Source organism: Celerinatantimonas diazotrophica, assembly GCF_004339545.1.
In the GTDB taxonomy this organism is placed as follows: domain Bacteria; phylum Pseudomonadota; class Gammaproteobacteria; order Enterobacterales; family Celerinatantimonadaceae; genus Celerinatantimonas; species Celerinatantimonas diazotrophica.
Genome location: NZ_SMGD01000018.1, coordinates 114,905 through 134,374, shown reverse-complemented (window position 1 = coordinate 134,374; position 19,470 = coordinate 114,905). Strand labels below are relative to the sequence as shown.

The window sequence follows — 19,470 nt, the reverse complement described above, 5'->3', positions numbered from 1 at the left end:
ACTATTCATTCGTTTTAATTGTCAGCGCATCATTGACTAATTCGCGCTGTTGCTCAAGATGCAATGACATATAACCTACAGCAGGTGAAGCAGAAGCCTGTCGACCTGCGTATGATAAACTTGCCTCTTTAGGAATAGCCGCCAAGAAGTGGTGCTGGCTGCTATACCAAGCCCCCTGATTCAGAGGTTCTTCCTGACACCAGACAAAATGTTTTACATGTTGAAATGGCTCTAAGACTTCTCGAATCTCTTCATAAGGGAATGGATATAACTGCTCAATACGAATAATGGCGACATTTTTCTGCTGTGCTTTTCTTCGGGTATCAAGTAAATCGTAATAAACTTTACCTGAACACATGACCACTTGTTCAACCTCATTAGGATTGATGTCATCAATTTCGCCAAGAACATTATGGAAGCGGCCATGCGCTAGTTCTTCCAGAGACGAAACAGCAAGTGGATGTCGTAATAACGATTTAGGGGACATTACAATCAGTGGTCGACGCACTTTACGAATATGCTGACGACGTAACATATGATAGACCTGCGCAGGCGTAGATGGGACGCAAACCTGCATATTTTCTTCAGCACACAACTGCAAATAACGTTCTAAACGGGCTGAAGAATGCTCTGGTCCCTGCCCTTCATAGCCATGAGGAAGCAACATCACCAATCCACACATTCTTCCCCATTTCTGCTCTCCAGAAGAGAGAAATTGGTCTATGACGACCTGTGCGCCATTGGCAAAATCACCAAACTGAGCTTCCCATAACACTAAAAACTCAGGTTGTGCCGTTGAATAGCCATATTCATATGCTAAAACAGCCTCTTCTGACAGCACAGAATCATACAATGACAACATACCTTGCTTATCACTAATATGCTTAAGCGGCATATAGACAGAACCATCATCTTGACTATGTAATACCGCATGACGATGGAAAAACGTGCCACGACCAGAATCCTGCCCAGTCAAGCGTATTCCGGCGCCCATATCGAGTAATGTGGCATAAGCTAGATTTTCTGCAAACCCCCAATCAGCGGGCTTTTCTCCGCGGGCCATGAGTTCTCGATCTTCATATACTTTGCGAACTCGTGGATGCAGTGTGTGGTTACTTGGATAATGAGCAACTTTTGCAGCAAGTTCTTTTAAATGCTCCAAGTCCATTCGCGTATCGTATTCAATATTCCACGAATGATTTAGATAGAGCTTCCAGTTCACGGAATGCCCTGTCATCGGCCGCCATTCTTCAACCACACATTCACCGCGATCCAATTGATCACGATAGCCATTTACCAATGCAGTGACTTGAGAATCAGTCAAACTGCCCTCGCCAATCAACTGGTCTGCATAAACTTTTCGTGGCGTTGGATGTTTTTTAATTTTCTGATACATCAATGGCTGCGTAGCATTTGGTTCATCAGCTTCGTTATGACCATGACGACGATAACAAATCAGTTCAATCACGACATCGCGCTTAAAGGTATTACGAAAATCAAGCGCCAATTGCCCCACAAAAGCGACGGCCTGCGGGTCATCTCCATTAACGTGGAAAATAGGAGCCTGAACCATTTTAGCAATATCAGTACAATATTGAGTTGAGCGAGAATCTCGAGGATTAGAGGTAGTAAAACCAATCTGATTATTGATAACTACCCGCACCGTACCACCGACACTATAACCACGAGTTTGTGACATATTAAAGGTTTCTTGAACAACCCCTTGCCCAGCTATCGCTGCATCTCCGTGGATAGTGATAGGTAAGCACTGTTCACCACGGCGATCTTGACGTGCCCGCACAGACCCCATCACCACAGGATTTACAATCTCTAAATGAGAGGGGTTAAATGCCAACGACAAATGAACATTCCCCGCTGGTGTTGCAAAATCTGAACTGAATCCTTGATGATATTTCACGTCACCGGTTCCCCATGTGTCATCATGGCGTCCAGCAAATTCATCAAATAACTCAGCTGAAGTTTTGCCTAATACATTTACCAGAACATTCAAACGGCCTCGATGAGCCATCCCGATAACTACTTCTTTAATACCACCTAAACCACTGGCGCGTACCATCTCTTTAAGCAAAACAATTAAGCTATCCCCGCCCTCCAGTGAAAAACGTTTTGCTCCTGGGAATTTGGCCCCTAGGTATTTCTCCAAACCTTCAGCCGCAGTTAGGCTTTTCAACAAACGAGTTTTGTCATCTTGTGTATATGTTCCACATCCCTCAACCGATTCAAGATGCGCCTGAATCCAACGTTTTTCTTCGGTATCGGTAATGTGCATGTATTCAGCACCGATAGATCCGCAATAAGTCTTCTGTAATGAGCGATACAGCTCATCCAATTGCATGGTCTCTTTACCAATAGCGTATGAACCGACATTAAAAGACTGAGAAAAATCCGCCTCATCTAAACTATGAAATGCAGGGTCAAGGTCTGGCACTCGAGGTTGCTTCCAAAGCTCCAATGGATCAAGGTTGGCATGCTGATGGCCACGAAAACGAAAGGCATTAATCAGCTGTAACACTTTAACCTGTTTCGATCCGGTCAACGGATCTCGAGCAGCAGAATTAAACCGCGAACTGTCTTTGGCTAGGTGCTTAAAATATTCTTTTAAAGGCGAAAGAGGTATTTCTTGAGGGACATTTTTAAGTCGAGGTAGCTCGTTAAACACCTCTGCCCAGTCTTCAGGAATGGATTCAGGATCTTCAAGATAAATTTCATATAGATCTTCAACGTAGGCAATGTTTGCCCCATATAAGTGAGAAGAATCGAGCCAATCCTTCATCATGCTGTTTTGCATTAAACTTTCCCTTATACTTGTCTAATTTAGACAATTCAATTATTAGTTAAGTTAAGCTTTCTTAAAATAGCCCGACAAAAGCTAAATAGAAAGACTATCTCAATGATTATCCAACAATTGCTTTAGAGAGCTTCTTTTATCAACATCGTTTTGATTTTACCGATAGCCTTGGTCGGATTCAGCCCTTTAGGACAAACACTGACACAATTCATAATATTGTGACAACGAAAAACGCTAAAGGCATCATCAAGTTCTGACAACCGGTTCTGCTCAGCATTATCTCGACTATCAGCCAACCATCGATATGCCGCTAATAGACCTGCTGGCCCAACGAATTTATCAGGGTTCCACCAAAACGATGGACATGCTGTTGAACAACAGGCGCATAAAATACATTCATACAAACCATCCAGTTGCGCTCGTTGCTCAGGTGTTTGCAAATGTTCACGCGCAGGAGGGGGATTGACCCCATCTTGATGAATTAAATAAGGCTTAATGCGCTGATAGTTTTCATAAAACTGATTCATGTCGATAATTAGATCACGAATGACAGGCAATCCTGGTAATGGGCGAATCACAATCTCACCCTGATTGAGTAGATCTGACAGCGGCGTAATGCATGCAAGACCATTTTGGCCGTTCATATTCACACCATCAGAACCACATACCCCTTCGCGACATGAACGTCTAAAAGCCAATGAAGGATCTTGCTCTTTTATCTTCAGCAATGCATCCAACACCATCATGTCAGAACCTTCTGGCACATCCAACAAGTAATCCTTCATATAAGGTTTACGATCCTCTGCTGGATTGTAACGATAAATGGAAAATTTCACATTCATGATAGCCTCTGCTAATAAGTTCTAATTTTAGGAGGGAAGGCTTCGCGCATATGTGGGTGCATATTTACGCTGCGGCGCTGCATCTGATTTGTACGCGGATTATAAACACTGTGGCACAACCAATTTTCATCATCGCGCTCAGGATAATCTTCACGACTATGCGCTCCGCGACTCTCTGTTCTAAAATTAGCGGCGCTAGCAGTTGCCAACGCAGTGCTGAGCAAATTATCCAGTTCTAAACATTCCACACGCTGAGTGTTAAAATCACGTGATTTATCATCAAGACGGGCATTTGCTAAACGCACCTTAAGCTCTTTTAACTGCTCAAAGCCTTCTGCCATAACGCTTCCCTCGCGAAAGACAGAAAAATGCATTTGCATGCAATGCTGTAGCTCTTTACGGATAACTGCAGGATCTTCCCCATCTGCGGATGAATCTTCCCAACGCTGATAACGAGCAAGTGCGTGCTCGATGTCATCGCTGACAGCATCCTGAGGCATTGCTGCTTCGGCAAGGTACTGTCCTAAATATTTACCAGCAGCTCTACCAAATACGACTAAATCAAGTAGCGAATTACCGCCCAAACGATTTGCGCCATGCACTGAAACACAAGCTATTTCACCCACAGCAAATAAACCATTGACGATTTTATCTTTACCATTTTCATCAAGGCCAATCGCCTGACCATGAATATTGGTTGGTATCCCGCCCATCTGATAATGGCAGGTTGGAATAACTGGAATAGGTTCTTTGACTGGATCAACATGCGCAAAGGTGCGCGATAATTCACAAATCCCTGGCAGTCTCGACTCTAAAACATCCTGACCAAGATGATCTAATTTCAATTTAAGATGTGTTCCCCAAGGGCCATCACACCCGCGACCTTCGCGGATTTCGGTCATCATCGAGCGAGCAACCACATCACGGCTGGCTAAATCTTTAGCATTAGGAGCATAACGTTCCATAAAGCGTTCGCCGTCTTTATTAAGAAGGTAGCCACCTTCACCTCGACAACCTTCAGTGACCAAGACCCCTGCTCCGGCGATACCAGTTGGGTGGAACTGCCACATTTCCATATCTTGAACGGGCACACCAGCTCGAATTGCCATCCCAATGCCATCGCCAGTATTGATATGCGCATTGGTGGTCGAAGCAAAAATACGCCCTGCACCACCCGTCGCTAAAACTGTTGCGCGAGCTTTAAAATAAACCAGTTCACCAGTTTCGATACAGATAGCTGTCACACCAACTACATCACCTTGACTATTTTTCACTAAATCTAGTGCATACCATTCAGAAAAAACCGTCGTCTTATTCTTAATATTTTGCTGATAAAGCGTATGTAATAAAGCATGCCCAGTACGGTCTGCAGCTGCTGCTGTCCGAGCTGCCTGCTCTTTACCAAAATCGACCGACTGTCCACCAAACGGACGTTGATAAATTTTACCATTATCCAATCGAGAGAATGGCAGTCCCATATGTTCAAGCTCAATAATCGCTTCAGGACCTTCATGACACATGTATTCAATCGCATCCTGGTCACCAATGTAATCAGAACCTTTTACCGTATCGTACATATGCCACTGCCAATTGTCTGGGTGCACATTTCCCAGAGCAACAGTAATCCCCCCTTGGGCTGAAACAGTATGAGAACGTGTCGGAAATACTTTAGAAACTAATGCACAACTATTACCTTGTTGTGAGATCTGCAAAGCAGCCCGCATGCCTGCTCCACCAGCGCCCACTACAACAGCATCAAATTCACGAATAGAGATAGTCACTTTATACACTCCATAAAATCACAACACCGGCGGCAACATAAAATAAAGCGACCAAATTAAGGACGCCCTGAAGGAACATCCGCCAATATGTATGATGAACATAATCACTCAACACGCCCCATAGGCCAATCCATGCATGTACTAACATGCAAACGAGAGCTAACAATGTGAATGCTTTCGTACTAATCTGGCCAAAGAAACCCAACCAAACGTCATAACTAAGATTATGACTGGCAATAAAACTCACTAGATAGATAAAGTACAAAGCCAGCACAATTGCTGATGCACGTACTAATAGGTAGCTATGAGTTCCACTGCGACCAAGTGTTGCAGCATTGTTTACCATATTATTATCCCCATCAAAATGACCAAAACCAACGCAACGATTAAACAGATACGAGCGCTAGAATTCGCACTGGCGAGTTCTTCCCAATAACCGCAGTCCATTATCATATGGCGGATCCCAAATACTAAGTGGTAACAGAATACAGCTGAAATTAGCCATATGATCAGTTTGACAAAAAACGAATCAAACCAACTTGCAACCATTGCAAATCCGTCAGCTGAGCCTAACGACTTCGCTAACAAGCTCAGTAAAATAGCTAAGGCAAAGAAAATTACGACACCAGAGATTCGATGCAAAATAGAGGCAACTGCATTCACCGGTAAACGGATGCTTTGTAACTGTAAATTTACAGGTCTGGATTGTTTATTCACGATATTTATCCACTTGTGTCCATTATCTAAGAGAAACATCTTACATCAAGAATATTTAAATGTTTCTTATTTGTTAAGATAAATTACTATTATTTACTTAAATTAGAAGGCTGCACCTTCACAGCTAAATACTTAATCTAAATCATTTAGTTGAACAACTCGTACTGCAGCTAGTATAAAGAGCGCAGGTTGTAAATACAATTAACAACTATTTAAAGTATTGTTTTTTTCAATTATGAGGACCATATCACATACATATATTTAACAAATAGCTAACCTCATGTATTGATTGATATTCATTCCCACTCGTTTGACAACCCTCCACATCAGGGTAATACTAATTTCATGTCTAAACGGTATTAATAACCAATTATAGAACAAGGGAGAAGTGCTATGGCTGAGAAAGTGGCCACTTTACATCTGCCCGGACAGGAACCTATTGAACTTCCAATCATGTCTGGCACCGCTGGGAACGACGTGATTGACGTCCGACAGTTAGGCTCAAAAGGCTATTTCACCTTTGATCCCGGGTTTTTAGCAACAGCTGCGTGTGAATCACAAATCACCTTTATTGATGGTGAGAAAGGAATTTTGCTACACCGGGGGTATCCTATTGAACAATTGGCCGATAATTCAGAATATTTAGAAGTCTGTTACTTACTTTTATTTGGTCAACGGCCAACGGAAAAACAGTACGAACAATTTAAAGAGACAGTGACCCGTCACACGATGGTTCATGAGCAATTAATCCATTTTTTCCAAGGATTTAGACGCGATTCTCACCCAATGGCAATTATGGTTGCTGTTGTGGGAGCATTGTCTGCTTTTTACCATGATTCATTAGATGTGACTAACGAACGTCATCGCGAAATAGCCGCATACAGACTTTTATCTAAAATGCCAACATTGGCTGCTATGAGCTATAAATACTCAATGGGCCAACCGTTTGTCTATCCGCGTAATGACTTAAGTTATGCTGGTAATTTTTTAAATATGATGTTTTCGGTTCCGACTGAAGAATATATTGTTAATCCTATTGTTGAAAAAGCAATGGATCGTATTTTTATGTTGCATGCAGATCATGAGCAAAATGCGTCCACATCAACAGTTCGTCTAGCAGGTTCTTCAGCATCTAATCCGTTTGCTTGTATTGCTGCTGGCATAGCCTGTTTATGGGGACCAGCTCATGGTGGAGCAAACGAAGCTTGCTTAGCCATGCTTGAACAAATAGGTTCAGTTGAACGAATCCCAGAATTTATTGAGCGGGCAAAAGACAAAGATGATCCATTCCGACTCATGGGCTTTGGGCACCGAGTTTATAAGAGCTACGATCCTCGAGCAAAAGTTATGCAGCAAACCTGCCATGATGTTTTAGAAGATCTGAAAATTGATGATCGACTACTAGACATTGCAATGGAACTAGAACATATCGCATTAACTGATGACTATTTTATTGAGAAGAAACTTTATCCTAATGTTGATTTCTACTCAGGAATCGTTATGCGAGCAATCGGTATTCCAACAAGCATGTTTACCGTAATCTTTGCACTCGCGCGTACTGTTGGCTGGATTGCTCACTGGATTGAAATGTTGCAAACGCCAGGTCAGAGAATTGGTCGTCCTCGCCAACTTTACACAGGTGAAGCAATGCGTGATTTTCCAACAACATCGCGCCAAAAAGAATAAATTAAAGGTAATTATCTACCTACAAATGGTATGAATCTTAATTCATACCATTTTCAACCATATCACCAACGAATTATTCTATATCACTAATTAAACACTTCAAAAATAACCTTCTCTTACTAAAAAAGATTAATACTTTCATCCTATTTAATAGTCAGGTTAACCTGATATTTTATTAGTGAATAAATTCACTATAATTACAATTATGGATTTTAACTCAATCCCCAAATTTCATAAAAAAGACATGTAGAATGAATAGGACACTTTATCCGAGTTGGGCTTTAAACAATGCAACATTTTTAGATATTAAACTTAGATAACCTAATATATCAGAGCGAACGCATAAGCGCTGATCATGTCAATTGTACTCGCTCAATCTTTACGGTTATATGAACCTTGAAGTGTTTTACCATCTATCGCCACGACTTGACCTTCAGTGAGAGATGCACCGATGACATCCAATTGACGAAGTACTTATGGAATTGAACAGGTTCAATAGTAGAGATAATACGAGCAATGGTGTCATCAGCTGGAATACTATTTAACTATTGCCTTTAAACCAAACATGACGGCTGAGAAGGTATTCACAAATATCAAACCAGCCTCTCGCACCAGCAATTACTCGCATAATGAGCCGAATAGGACCTCAAAAAGACCATAAGTGATTTTTGCACTCTGGCACTGGTCGGATACCGATTGAAAAGGTTCTTTGAAGTGGTCCATGTGCATAGTGATAGTGTTCTCCTGAAAAAGAGAGTATATGATCGAAACTAAATATATTCGTAAAATCGGCCACAGTGATGGTCAAATAATGTTCACGAACTTACCCAGCCTAATACATAGTTCAGCAAAAAGAAAAGTAACCGACTCATCAAATACCCTTAGAAAGTATTCTATACCATATGAGAGCAGGCACTCTTTGACGCAACCGGCCTACGGAGCTCGGTACTCGGAGGTGCAGTCGCTGATAAGGGTTACAATAGCCAAGCTTTGCAAGACTTAATGAAGGGTCGTAATACTCAACATGTGATTCAAGAAAAAGGAATATCAAACAAAGTAACGACGATATTGATTAGTGTTTACATCGATATCGTAATTTGGTTGAACATGCATCTCTAAAAGTTAAAAAGTACTGTACCATTGCCACACAGTACTTTTTAACTGGCCAGAAATTGTCAAATTCTTGTCGCGTTGGTATTTGGATGATGAGTTGCCCATGAAGGCTAATTAAAATATCTACAGATCAGCATACTCATACTCTAGTCGTTTCAATATCTAACAACTTTCTGAGTTATCTAAAATAATCTTTCGAACCTTTTCTAAATCTTCTACGGTATCAACTCCTACTCCTGGTTCAATTAATGCTTTGGCGACATTAATTGCATAGCCATGCCAGAGCACTCGCAACTGTTCGAGTTTTTCACTCATCTCAAGTGGAGAAGGAGTGAGCGTAACATAATGCCGAATAAAGCCTGCCTGATACGCGTATATACCAATATGGCGAAGATAGTCATTTAATGGCCAGCTCCCTTCTCGCGAATATGGAATAGGCGCACGGCTAAAATAAATGGCCTGCCCTTTTTTATTACAAACCACTTTCACAACATTTGGGTCCATAATACTGGCTTGCTCAGTAATTGGGGCACCTAAAGTCGCCATCTGAGCCTGTGTATCCCCCAACAAAAGATTAGCAACTTGATCAACGATCAGTGGTGAAATCAACGGCTCATCCCCTTGAATATTAACCACGACTTCTTCATCGCTAAGATTTAACACACTAACTACTTCAGCCAAACGCTCTGTACCCGATTCATGCGATTCCGCCGTTAAACAAACTTTACCACCAAAATCAAGCACACATTGTTGAATACGTTCATCATCAGTGGCTACCACAACTGTTTGAGCTTGTGTCTTTTGCGCCTGTTCATAAACCCGCTGAATCATCGGTTTACCAGCAATATCCAACAGCGGCTTTCCTGGCAGCCGAGTCGATGCATATCGGGCCGGAATCACAATGGTATAACTCATTTAGGTAACTCTTCGCTCGTTAATTCTCTAGCTTTATCTTCTAATAATACCGGGATCCCCTGGTCGACAGGGTAGGCTAAACGGTCTGCTCTACAGATCAATTCATCCTGCTCTTTATCATAAACCAATTTCCCTTTGCATATAGGACAGGCAACAATTTCTAATAAATTACTTTCTAGTGGCATAAAAACTCTCCAACCGCTGCAATATAAATTGATAAAAATCATCTGGTAATTGTGCACTAACACATAAATAATACCAGTGTTCTCCAGCCTTATTGCGATACTTTAAAGCATCTTTCTCTGTCATCAGCACTTGCTGGTTCTGATACTGCTTGATCTGTGCGTGACTCAATTGGCCATGATCACCAACATCAATACATTCATTCAGCGAAATTCCCTGATTTTGTAATGTGTGATAAAAGCGTTCTGGATGCCCTATCCCAGCAACAGCAATGCCATTGCGAGGCGCTGATGATTCTTCAATAGCTTTGCCATCTAGCACTCGATGCCACTGTGTCGGAATCAACGTCATCACATCACTTGGATAGTTTTCAATAGTTCCACCATTAGTCACAATCCGAGTCACACTATCTAATCGAGATAAAGGTTCTCTGAGTGGTCCGGCGGGCAAGCAAAAACCATTACCAAATTGGCGCTTGGCATCAACAACACAGATCTCAATATCGCGAGCCAGAGGATAATGCTGCATTCCATCATCAGCGATAATCACATCAGATTGCGGATGTTGCTCGATTAAAAAACGAGCAGCTTTTGAGCGATCCGCACATACGATAACCGGAACTTCACTGCGTAACCGAAGTAACAAAGGCTCGTCTCCGGATAATGAGGCCGGCGTTTGAGGGGTCACTTCTAGAGGACCTTTTGCATTACCGCCATAGCCACGGCTAACAATTCCAGGGTTATAGCCATTAGCTTTTAAAAATTCACACAACGCCAAAACAACTGGTGTTTTGCCATTCCCCCCCACACTTATATTACCAACAATGATGACCGCAACAGGGCTTCGATAGCTCTGCTGTGGTTGTAACATATAGCGCTTGCGGCGCTGCTTGACCACGAAGGCAAACAAGCAACTTAACGGCCATAAAATCCAAGTTAAGATACTTCGCTTATACCAAATGGACTCAAGCACTCTCACCACCAAATTGCATCTGATAAAGTCGGTAGTAGGAACCTTTTTTAGCCATTAATTGCTTATGATCACCACGTTCAATTAAATGACCATCATCAATGACCATAATTTCATCGGCATTCTCAATAGTAGATAAACGATGGGCAATAACAATCGCAGTGCGATCCTGGCAAACCCGCTCGATTGCTTCCTGAATTTTACGTTCTGAGGCGGTATCAAGAGCCGAAGTTGCTTCATCAAGCACCAGAATCGGGGCATCTCTTAGTAATGCTCGGGCAATTGCAACTCGCTGGCGCTGACCACCTGATAGCATCAATCCACGCTCTCCGATAATGGTATCTAACCCATCAGGAAGACGTTCGGCAAATTCCATAACATTAGCCATTTCTGCGGCTTGAGTAATCTGCTCGCGGGTAGCTTGTTCCTGAGCATATGCAATATTTTCCGCAATGGAACCAGCAAACAAATGGACATTTTGCGATACCATGGAAAACTGACGACGTAACGATGGTAATTTAAACTCATCAACAGAGTATCCATCGATACGAATACTTCCCTGGGTAATTTCATAAAACCTTGGCAACAAACTCGCAATAGTCGTTTTACCACTTCCTGAACGGCCGACTAATGCCACAGTTTTCCCCGCAGGAACATCAAAACTGATATTTCGCAGCACAGCTTCAGATTTTGTTGGATAACTAAAAGTAACCTGATCAAATACAATCTCACCTTTCACGCGATCTGGAGCATAAGTTCCACTGTCAGTTTCGATTTGTTCATCTAAAACGGTAAAAATACTAGTACAAGCAGCCATTCCACGCTGGAAGTTTGTATTGAGTTGTGTAAGCTGTTTAATCGGTTGCAGCAGCATCATCATCGATGTCACAATCACCGTAAACGTCCCAGCTGAAAGCTGATTCATGATCTCTGGGAAAGAAGCGATATATAAAACAACCCCCAATCCAGAAACAGCCACGGCCTGCACAACTGGGTTAGCGATGGCCGATGTTGCCGACATTTTCATCTGCTGACGGCGAATCGCATTACTAACCTTTTTAAAACGCTCGGTTTCTTTATCTTGCCCATTAAAGGCTAGCACTTCCCGATGGCCGTTGAGCATCTGTTCTGAAACTGCGGTCACATTGCCCACAGCATCTTGTAGATTTTTACTAATGCGTCGGAACCGACGACTCACAATCCGAATAGCAATGGCAACAATTGGGCCAATAATCAGGAAGATAAGTGACAACTGCCAGCTGTTATAAAACATCATTCCCAATAAGCCTATGACTAAACCTCCCTGCTTAACCATCGTCACCAATGTTTTAGTAGAAGCATCTGCAATCTGGTTGGTATCGTAGGTGATTTTAGAAAGCAACGTACCGATTGAATGTCGGTCAAAATAAGAGATAGGCATACTCATTAAATGAGCGAAAATCTGCTGCTGCATTTTCATGACAACATGGCTGCCCACCCAGGACATACAATAAGAAGAAATAAAGTTACAGACCCCTCTTAAAAGAACAATACCGACGACGAAAAAAGGCATAATTTTCAGAATAGAAGGGTCTTTGCCGCTTAACCCTTGATCAATTAACGGTTTAATTGAATAAATAAAGGTAACATCTACGCATGCATAGCCAATCATTCCAATAATTGCAGCAAAAAGCCCAGCTTTTCGCTCAGAAACATAGGCTAATAAACGAGTAAAGTTGGACTTTTTAAGCGATGTTGATTTCTCTTGAGCCATATACGTATCTATTTAAAAAAATGACAGTCATTCTAACGGTTAAGATACAGATCACCAACCGTTGTTCGTAATTAATAAACGATTGTACCAAAAAGGTGCAATATTATTCCTGTAGCTAAGAATTTTCTCATGGGTACGTGTAAATGACATTGATATTTGCCCAAGTTTAGCCGTATTAAGTAGCACCGTATGCTCTTTTTGATAACGGGATACAACTTGCGTACGAGGGAAATGGTAACTATTATGAAAACCGCTACTAATGATAGCCCAATGAGGATGAACATCTTTTAACCATTTTAATGAAGATGAGCTATTACTCCCATGATGTGGAACACTGATCACGTCGACCTTGTTGTGAAACTTTTGAACCCACCATTCTTCGGCTTTCTGTTCAATATCACCCGTCAGTAACACCCGATGAATACCATCGCTAACCAACACCATACAAGATAAATTATTCACGGGTTTTAATGTAGCTGGGGGCTGAATATATTGAAGGGTTAATTTGTGCCATTGTTTAACCCCTCGGCAATTATGCTGCTTAAAACGTGGATCAGCGCCAAAAACCGAGTCAGCATGCGGATAATAACGATGTAAAATTGGATACCCACCAAAGTGATCCTGATCGGCATGACTCACAACAATTTCATCAACACTAAGATTCCTTTCATTTAAAAAGGGGATAATTACTGCCTGAGCATATGAAAAACCGGTTGGATAACGATTGGCTGTATCATAAATGATCGCATCTTGCCCCTGTTCGACAACCACTGCTAGTCCCTGCCCCACATCTAAAAAGTCAATGCGCCAAATCGCCTTTGCCCAAGGCAATACTATTGCTAACAAGCCACTCATAAAGGCCACAGCACTCAACCATGGTTTGCGCACCATCCAACCCGCCATGAAAACCAAACCAATAAAAAGAACAATAAACCAAATATGGTGCGGTACTTGAATAAATAAAGGCAGATGATGACTTAATGTGATTAAAATTCTCTCTACATATGCGATGAAATAATTAACGACATTGAACCCTAAGTGAGCGAGATCAGAGTATCCCAAAAGCCCACTTAAGCAGCTGATAAACAGACAAGGCACAACAACAAATGAAAAATAAGGAATAAACAGTAAATTTAAGAATACCGACCACAGTGGTAAGTAACCAAATAACAAGATTTGCAACGGCATCAACAAAATAAGAAGTCCAACTTGCAAAAGGATCATTCGCACAACTCTCGACTTCACAGGGAACCACAGCAACATGATCAGCGACAACATCGCAAAAAACGAGAGCCATAATCCGGTGTTTAAAATCGATAAGGGCCATAAAGCGGTTAAAATAAATGCCGCAATTAGCCACACCTCTAGCCGAGTAAAGTTCAAGTGTAGGGCTCGCAATCCCCACCAGATCAAGAGCATCATCATCGCTCGTTGGGCCGATGCTGGCCAATTGGCGAGCACACCATAGCTAAATGCAAAAATCAAAGCACACGTGGGTGCAAGATAACGCTTAATTCGACTTCGTCCACACGCTAGCATTGCCCCAATCAGATACCCCCAAAAACTCAGTATCCCAAGATGCAGGCCCGATATCGCAAGAAGATGCCCAATTCCTGAATGCATCCATAAATCTCGCTCAATAGAAGGAATATTACTACGATGGCCAAACACCAATGCTTCAATGATTCCACGTTGAGATAAATCTTGCCAGTATGGCTCTAACTGATTGACAATATGTGCTCGAAGAGAACTGCCCCTGCTCATCAGTGTAAGATGTCGAATGGTTCCCTGTGCGATAATCTGATGGCTGACTAAATAGCGTTGATAATTAAACCCTCCTTCATTTAAACTACTATGTGCTGGTTTCAGTTTTGCACGAACCTGTATGAAATCCCCAGGGAAAAGTGACAAATCATCAGGTTTTGAACCATTCCAGTACTGATTCAAACGAACAAACTTTGCTCGTACCAAATGGTTATCAGCTCCGTTTAAATGGGTTATTTGTAAAATAATTTTTCGTCGGTATGGGTCATTCGATACTGCGCTAATTCTTCCATCTATGGTATGGTTGTAAGGACTTTTAGCCAGTTGCTGGACGGCGTTTTGGTACGCGGCTGCTTGCCAGCTAAAGTAACAGATAGCCAAGCATATCCCTGCGATAAAATAGTGCCGAAAATACAGTACTATTATCGCAATAGTGAGTAAAATGAAGGTAATCCAATACGGTGGAACTTTCGGCCAGATGAGCGAAGAGCTCAGCGCGACTAACCAACCCCAAATAAACAGTTTCATAACTTTATTGATATATTTATTAGTATAATAACATGCCAAAAAGATTATTACAGCGCATCATGCCTGACCCTGAGCAGTTAAAAGCCAACAAAAATTTACGGTTTTTGGGTCGATGGTTACAAGATGGAAATCTCTGGCGACTGACTCGTCGCTCAGCAGCAGGAGCTTTTGCTGTTGGTTTGTTTATGGCATTTGTTCCATTGCCATCGCAGATGATTATGGCCGCAGCGTTAGCCGTGCTATTTCGAGTTAATTTGCCATTGTCAGTTGCGTTAGTTTGGGTTTCTAACCCATTGACGATGCCACCACTATTTTATTTTTGTTATCGCGTTGGTGCTTATATTTTACAAACGCCGGCAGAAGCGTTCCATTTTGAACTCACCTGGCAATGGGTCATCGAAACAATGTCTCGTATTGGCCCACCATTTTTATTGGGATGTTTGGTTTGCGGAATCTTTTTTTCGCTAGTTGGATATCTAAGTATTAGCCAATTATGGCGCTATTCAACCATCCGGCGTTACCAAAATAGACGGCGACGTTAATCGCCGCACCTTAATTTAATGAGATAGTTCATCTGCTGGGCGAATCAAACGCGCCCGGCTAGCTGGCCAAATCGTCGCAACAATTCCGATCAATGCCGCAGTAGCACTAACCACGAGAACATTGCTAACGTGTAATTGACTCGGCAAAAAATCAATAAAATAAACATCGGGAGATAGCAATCGATGTCCGGTGATACGTTGCAGTATGTCGACAAAATCAGGTAACCACCAACTTCCAAGGACCCCAAAAACAATCCCCCAAAAACATCCCATGATTGCGTTGTAAGCACCATAGATCATAAAGCAATGAATCAGCAGAGTATCCTGTGCTCCGAGTGTCTTTAAGATTGCCAAATCACGGCGTTTATCAGCAACCGCCAAAATCAATGTCGAAACAATGTTAAAGCATGCCACGACCACAATCAGTAGCATAATGGCATACATAATGGTTCGAACCATCTGAATATCTTGATAAAGATAGCCATAATTACGTGTCCAGCTTTGCACGTAAACGAGCTGTGGGTATTGTAACCCAACTCGTCGTACCACCTCATTCGCTTGCAAAGGATGAGTGACTTTCAGCGCAATCCCACTGACATCCTCAGCCGACCATTTTTTTATTTGCTGAGCCAGCTTTAAATTCATAAATGCAAGCTGACCGTCGATCTGTCCACCTACAGAGAATGTCCCAAGAACTTTTAAGCGAATTCGCTTAGGCGTTTTAAATTGACCATTATTAGATTGTTCAGCCAACATGAGTGTCAAAGATTGCCCCTGCTTTATCTTAAGCTTTGCCGCCACCTGAGAACCTAATATAATCCCAGGCTGATTTGCAATTAAGCTTTGCCAGGCCTGAGGCTGCACATAAGGCTTAATATTCGTCACCTTCAGTTGCGATTTTGGCGAAATACCGCGAACAGCAATTGCATCCACCTGACCGTTATAACTCACGAGTCCGGTTAGGCTGATATAAGGGGCTGCAGCCACTACACCTTGTGTATGTTGGGCTATCTGGGTCAATCTACTCGCATTTCGCAATGGTGGATGTACAGCGGGCAACTCTCCTTGACTAACCACCGACAAGAATCGCTGATTCAGCTCTCTTTCAAACCCATTCATTACCGATAAACCAATAATCAGAACTGCAACCCCAAGGGCAATACCTATCGTTGAAGAACGAGAGATAAACTTCACTAAACCACGGCGCTGCCCAAACCGGTGATATCGAAGTCCGATATAAAAAGCTAAAAATGGTCGCATCAAATAAAAACCCTTGATTGTGCCGAGACCAATGCACCATCGCTCATCTCGAGCTGCCGATTAAAGCGGCTTGCCAGCTCACGATCATGAGTGACAACCACAAAAGCAGTGCCATGTTCTTCATTAAGCTCTAGCAGTAATTCATAAACCGAGTCAGTGGTCTGGCTGTCCAAATTACCAGTGGGTTCATCTGCAAGCACCACATCTGGTTGATTCACTAATGCACGCGCAATAGCTGTTCGCTGGCGCTCGCCTCCTGACATTTCACTAGGACGACTATCGAGGCGATGTTCTAAGCCAACGCGTTCCAAAAGCTGGCGCGCACTAGCTTGAGCTTGCTTCGTGCTTTTGCCTGCAATCAGTTGTGGCATAGCCACATTCTCAAGCGCGCTAAATTCGCCCAGCAGATGGTGAAACTGATAGACGAATCCAAGACGTTGATTTCGCACACTCGCCAATTTTCGTGAAGAGAGCGACGTTAGTGACTGCCCCGTAAGTACAACATCACCACTGGAAGGTTTATCTAATCCGCCTAGCAGATGAAGCAAAGTACTTTTGCCGCTACCAGAGCTGCCCACAATCGCAACAGACTCCCCTTTAAGGACGTCTAAATCAATTCCTTTGAGCACGGTCGTTTTTTGTTCACCATCCTGATAATACTTGGTGAGCTCTCGGCAACTTAAAATGTGATTATTCATAGCGTAATGCCTCTGCGGGTTGAATTCGACTGGCCTGCCATGCGGGATATAAAGTAGCAAGAACACTTAATACGAGGGCTAAAACAGTGATCTCGATAACTTGCATCGGCTCAATCACAATGGGAACCCCCCCTACACCAAGCGCCATATTCAACCCTAATAATTCCAATAAAGGATTCAAATGATGCGTCAACACAATACCGGCTCCAGCTCCGACAAATGCTCCTAAACAACCGCTCCAAGCACCTTGAATCATAAATATTCGCAATAATAACCATTTAGGCATTCCCAATGTCTGCAAAATAGCCACATCGGACTGTTTATCACCCACCATCATTACCAGTGCCGACAGGATATTAAACGCCGCGACAGCGATAACAAGGCAAAATAGAAAGCTCATCATCGTTTTTTCCATTTTGACAGCCGAAAACAACTGCCCGTAATAATGTCGCCAATCAAGCCCATGGGGAGGTAAATATTGGCTATAATGTTCGATATTAAGCGGATCTGGAACAAACAAACGGGTTTGGCGTACCTGCGAAAGTGGTTTGCGTAGCAATCGGGCAGCATCTGCATCATTGACCCAGATAAACTGGTTATCGACCTCAGAAGCGAACTGAAAAATTCCTGCCACATGAAACGTTCGCTGTGAGGGCATTTCACCGAATGGCGTATAAATTAAAGTGTCAGTTGCAATGATCCGGACATTATCCCCAACATTAACCCCCAGTTGCTGAGCGATCTCCGAGCCGAGGATGACATTAAATTTACCACTTTTCAGCGCACTCAAATGCCCTCGTAAAATATGACGTTCCAGCAACGCCCTATCTGGCTCTAATGCTGGATCGATCCCCTGCAATTGAGCGGCATGTAAACCGGATGTACTTTGTAAAACAACTTTTGCGCTCACCAAGGGGGCTTTCGGTAACTTGGATAAGGGCGCAGGAACTTTACTCTGAGCTGGAATTTGCAAATGAGGAACAACATTTAAAATACGTTGCTCTAACTGATTTTGAAACCCGTTCATCACAGAGATAACTGTAATGAGTGCCGCGACCCCAAGAGTAATACCGATTGTTGAAAAACCGCTGACAAAACTGGCAAACCGCTGTTTGCGACTACCTTTTGAAAAACGCCACGCTATTTTAAATGCTAATTGCCAAGTACGTTGCACAAATATTAAGCCTTCGAATAAATTGCGCTTATCATACCGTGGCAAAACTTTTGCAACAAACCTAATACCCGCTTTTTTAAGAAATTTGCTATGATGTCGATCTAGGTTAATTTTCGGAGCACTGGCTCAAATGAGTGATGAAACATCTTTTTTTAGTGTGGCTTGCCAGCTTAATCTCAATGTCGAGCCATTGCCCGAGCAAACCGACCTGCCCGATTATGAGCAATTTCTCAATCAGATCCCTGAGTCTTTTAAATTGGCAGGCTCTCAACAAAACCAATTGACCGATATCAGTTCAAGCCTGCAGTCATTAGGGGAAGCAGGTGGTGCACTAAAACATTATTTAAAAGCGCAGGCGGAAAAACTAGACCAAGTGCTCACTTATGTTTTATCACTGCAAGACGATCCCCGTTTTCGAACCGGGTCAACTCATTTTGGTGGGTCACAAATTCGCTTTAGCTGGAATGAAGTGCTGCAAGTCGGGCAACTTGTAAAGATGAAAATTTTTATCGCCAGTGAAGCCTGCGCCATTTTTTGTTATGCGCGAGTAGTTGAAGTCATGAACCAGCAACCATTCAATATTGCTTGTGAATATGCTTTAATTCGCGAGGAAGATAGAGAAGCACTTGTTCGCGCCAGCTTACATGTGCAATCTAAATTACTGCAAGAGCGAGCCAACGCCCGCCGCCAGCAAAACTAAACTTATTGCACCTGTGCATATCGATAGATAGGAAAA

The 19,470-nt window shown here is 42.6% G+C and carries 16 protein-coding genes and 1 pseudogene; 3 read left to right on the top strand and 14 right to left on the bottom strand.

Annotated elements, in window-relative coordinates:
• Position 1 precedes the first annotated feature (1 nt).
• The 5 genes from sucA to sdhC all read right to left on the bottom strand — a co-directional run bounded on the left by sucA (position 2) and on the right by sdhC (position 6,188).
• Positions 2 to 2,809 (bottom strand): 2-oxoglutarate dehydrogenase E1 component, encoded by a 2,808-nt coding sequence (gene sucA / locus EV690_RS17250; protein ID WP_131914269.1) that lies wholly within the window; start codon positions 2,807 to 2,809, stop codon positions 2 to 4.
• A gap of 122 nt (positions 2,810 to 2,931) precedes the next feature.
• Complete coding sequence (locus EV690_RS17245) at positions 2,932 to 3,651, bottom strand: succinate dehydrogenase iron-sulfur subunit (protein ID WP_131914268.1); 720 nt, start codon at positions 3,649 to 3,651, stop codon at positions 2,932 to 2,934.
• An 11-nt stretch (positions 3,652 to 3,662) separates the two neighbouring features.
• Complete coding sequence (gene sdhA / locus EV690_RS17240; protein ID WP_131914267.1) at positions 3,663 to 5,432, bottom strand: succinate dehydrogenase flavoprotein subunit; 1,770 nt, start codon at positions 5,430 to 5,432, stop codon at positions 3,663 to 3,665.
• Between the two features lies 1 nt (position 5,433).
• The gene (gene sdhD, locus EV690_RS17235; protein WP_131914266.1) at positions 5,434 to 5,778 is read right to left on the bottom strand and encodes a succinate dehydrogenase, hydrophobic membrane anchor protein; all 345 of its coding nucleotides are present in this window, start codon (positions 5,776 to 5,778) and stop codon (positions 5,434 to 5,436) included.
• Positions 5,772 to 6,188, bottom strand: coding sequence for a succinate dehydrogenase, cytochrome b556 subunit (gene sdhC, locus EV690_RS17230; RefSeq protein ID WP_131914265.1), 417 nt, complete (start codon positions 6,186 to 6,188; stop codon positions 5,772 to 5,774). The genes sdhD and sdhC overlap by 7 nt, the downstream gene beginning before the upstream one ends.
• 354 nt (positions 6,189 to 6,542) lie before the next feature.
• Here sdhC and EV690_RS17225 point away from each other — a divergent pair, with 354 nt between their 5' ends.
• Positions 6,543 to 7,835: a citrate synthase gene (locus EV690_RS17225; protein WP_131914264.1), complete on the top strand. Its 1,293-nt coding sequence runs from the start codon at positions 6,543 to 6,545 to the stop codon at positions 7,833 to 7,835.
• A gap of 375 nt (positions 7,836 to 8,210) precedes the next feature.
• Here the strand turns inward: EV690_RS17225 and EV690_RS17220 are convergent.
• The 6 genes and pseudogenes from EV690_RS17220 to EV690_RS17195 form a co-directional block, all read right to left on the bottom strand.
• Positions 8,211 to 8,564, bottom strand: a pseudogene (locus EV690_RS17220) (ISAs1 family transposase); the annotation flags it as partial.
• Between the two features lie 546 nt (positions 8,565 to 9,110).
• On the bottom strand, positions 9,111 to 9,863 hold the full coding sequence (kdsB, locus tag EV690_RS17215) for a 3-deoxy-manno-octulosonate cytidylyltransferase (protein ID WP_131914263.1): 753 nt from the start codon (positions 9,861 to 9,863) through the stop codon (positions 9,111 to 9,113).
• Positions 9,860 to 10,048, bottom strand: coding sequence for a Trm112 family protein (locus EV690_RS17210; RefSeq protein ID WP_131914262.1), 189 nt, complete (start codon positions 10,046 to 10,048; stop codon positions 9,860 to 9,862). The genes kdsB and EV690_RS17210 overlap by 4 nt, the downstream gene beginning before the upstream one ends.
• On the bottom strand, positions 10,032 to 11,018 hold the full coding sequence (lpxK, locus tag EV690_RS17205; RefSeq protein WP_165872804.1) for a tetraacyldisaccharide 4'-kinase: 987 nt from the start codon (positions 11,016 to 11,018) through the stop codon (positions 10,032 to 10,034). The genes EV690_RS17210 and lpxK overlap by 17 nt, the downstream gene beginning before the upstream one ends.
• Positions 11,011 to 12,768: a lipid A export permease/ATP-binding protein MsbA gene (gene msbA, locus EV690_RS17200; protein WP_131914260.1), complete on the bottom strand. Its 1,758-nt coding sequence runs from the start codon at positions 12,766 to 12,768 to the stop codon at positions 11,011 to 11,013. The genes lpxK and msbA overlap by 8 nt, the downstream gene beginning before the upstream one ends.
• A gap of 51 nt (positions 12,769 to 12,819) precedes the next feature.
• Positions 12,820 to 15,060, bottom strand: a complete 2,241-nt coding sequence (locus EV690_RS17195) for a DNA internalization-related competence protein ComEC/Rec2 (protein ID WP_131914259.1) — start codon at positions 15,058 to 15,060, stop codon at positions 12,820 to 12,822.
• Between the two features lie 32 nt (positions 15,061 to 15,092).
• Between EV690_RS17195 and EV690_RS17190 the strand changes: the two genes are divergently transcribed.
• Positions 15,093 to 15,602 (top strand): DUF2062 domain-containing protein, encoded by a 510-nt coding sequence (locus EV690_RS17190; protein WP_131914258.1) that lies wholly within the window; start codon positions 15,093 to 15,095, stop codon positions 15,600 to 15,602.
• Between the two features lie 15 nt (positions 15,603 to 15,617).
• Here the strand turns inward: EV690_RS17190 and lolE are convergent, their stop codons facing one another.
• The 3 genes from lolE to EV690_RS17175 are packed head-to-tail and all read right to left on the bottom strand — an operon-like array spanning position 15,618 to position 18,734.
• Positions 15,618 to 16,862, bottom strand: coding sequence for a lipoprotein-releasing ABC transporter permease subunit LolE (gene lolE, locus EV690_RS17185; RefSeq protein ID WP_131914257.1), 1,245 nt, complete (start codon positions 16,860 to 16,862; stop codon positions 15,618 to 15,620).
• Positions 16,862 to 17,560, bottom strand: coding sequence for a lipoprotein-releasing ABC transporter ATP-binding protein LolD (gene lolD, locus EV690_RS17180; RefSeq protein WP_131914256.1), 699 nt, complete (start codon positions 17,558 to 17,560; stop codon positions 16,862 to 16,864). The genes lolE and lolD overlap by 1 nt, the downstream gene beginning before the upstream one ends.
• The gene (locus EV690_RS17175) at positions 17,553 to 18,734 is read right to left on the bottom strand and encodes a lipoprotein-releasing ABC transporter permease subunit (protein WP_224055026.1); all 1,182 of its coding nucleotides are present in this window, start codon (positions 18,732 to 18,734) and stop codon (positions 17,553 to 17,555) included. The genes lolD and EV690_RS17175 overlap by 8 nt, the downstream gene beginning before the upstream one ends.
• A 130-nt stretch (positions 18,735 to 18,864) precedes the next feature.
• Here EV690_RS17175 and EV690_RS17170 point away from each other — a divergent pair, with 130 nt between their 5' ends.
• Positions 18,865 to 19,434, top strand: coding sequence for a PilZ domain-containing protein (locus EV690_RS17170; RefSeq protein ID WP_131914255.1), 570 nt, complete (start codon positions 18,865 to 18,867; stop codon positions 19,432 to 19,434).
• Positions 19,435 to 19,470 lie beyond the last annotated feature (36 nt).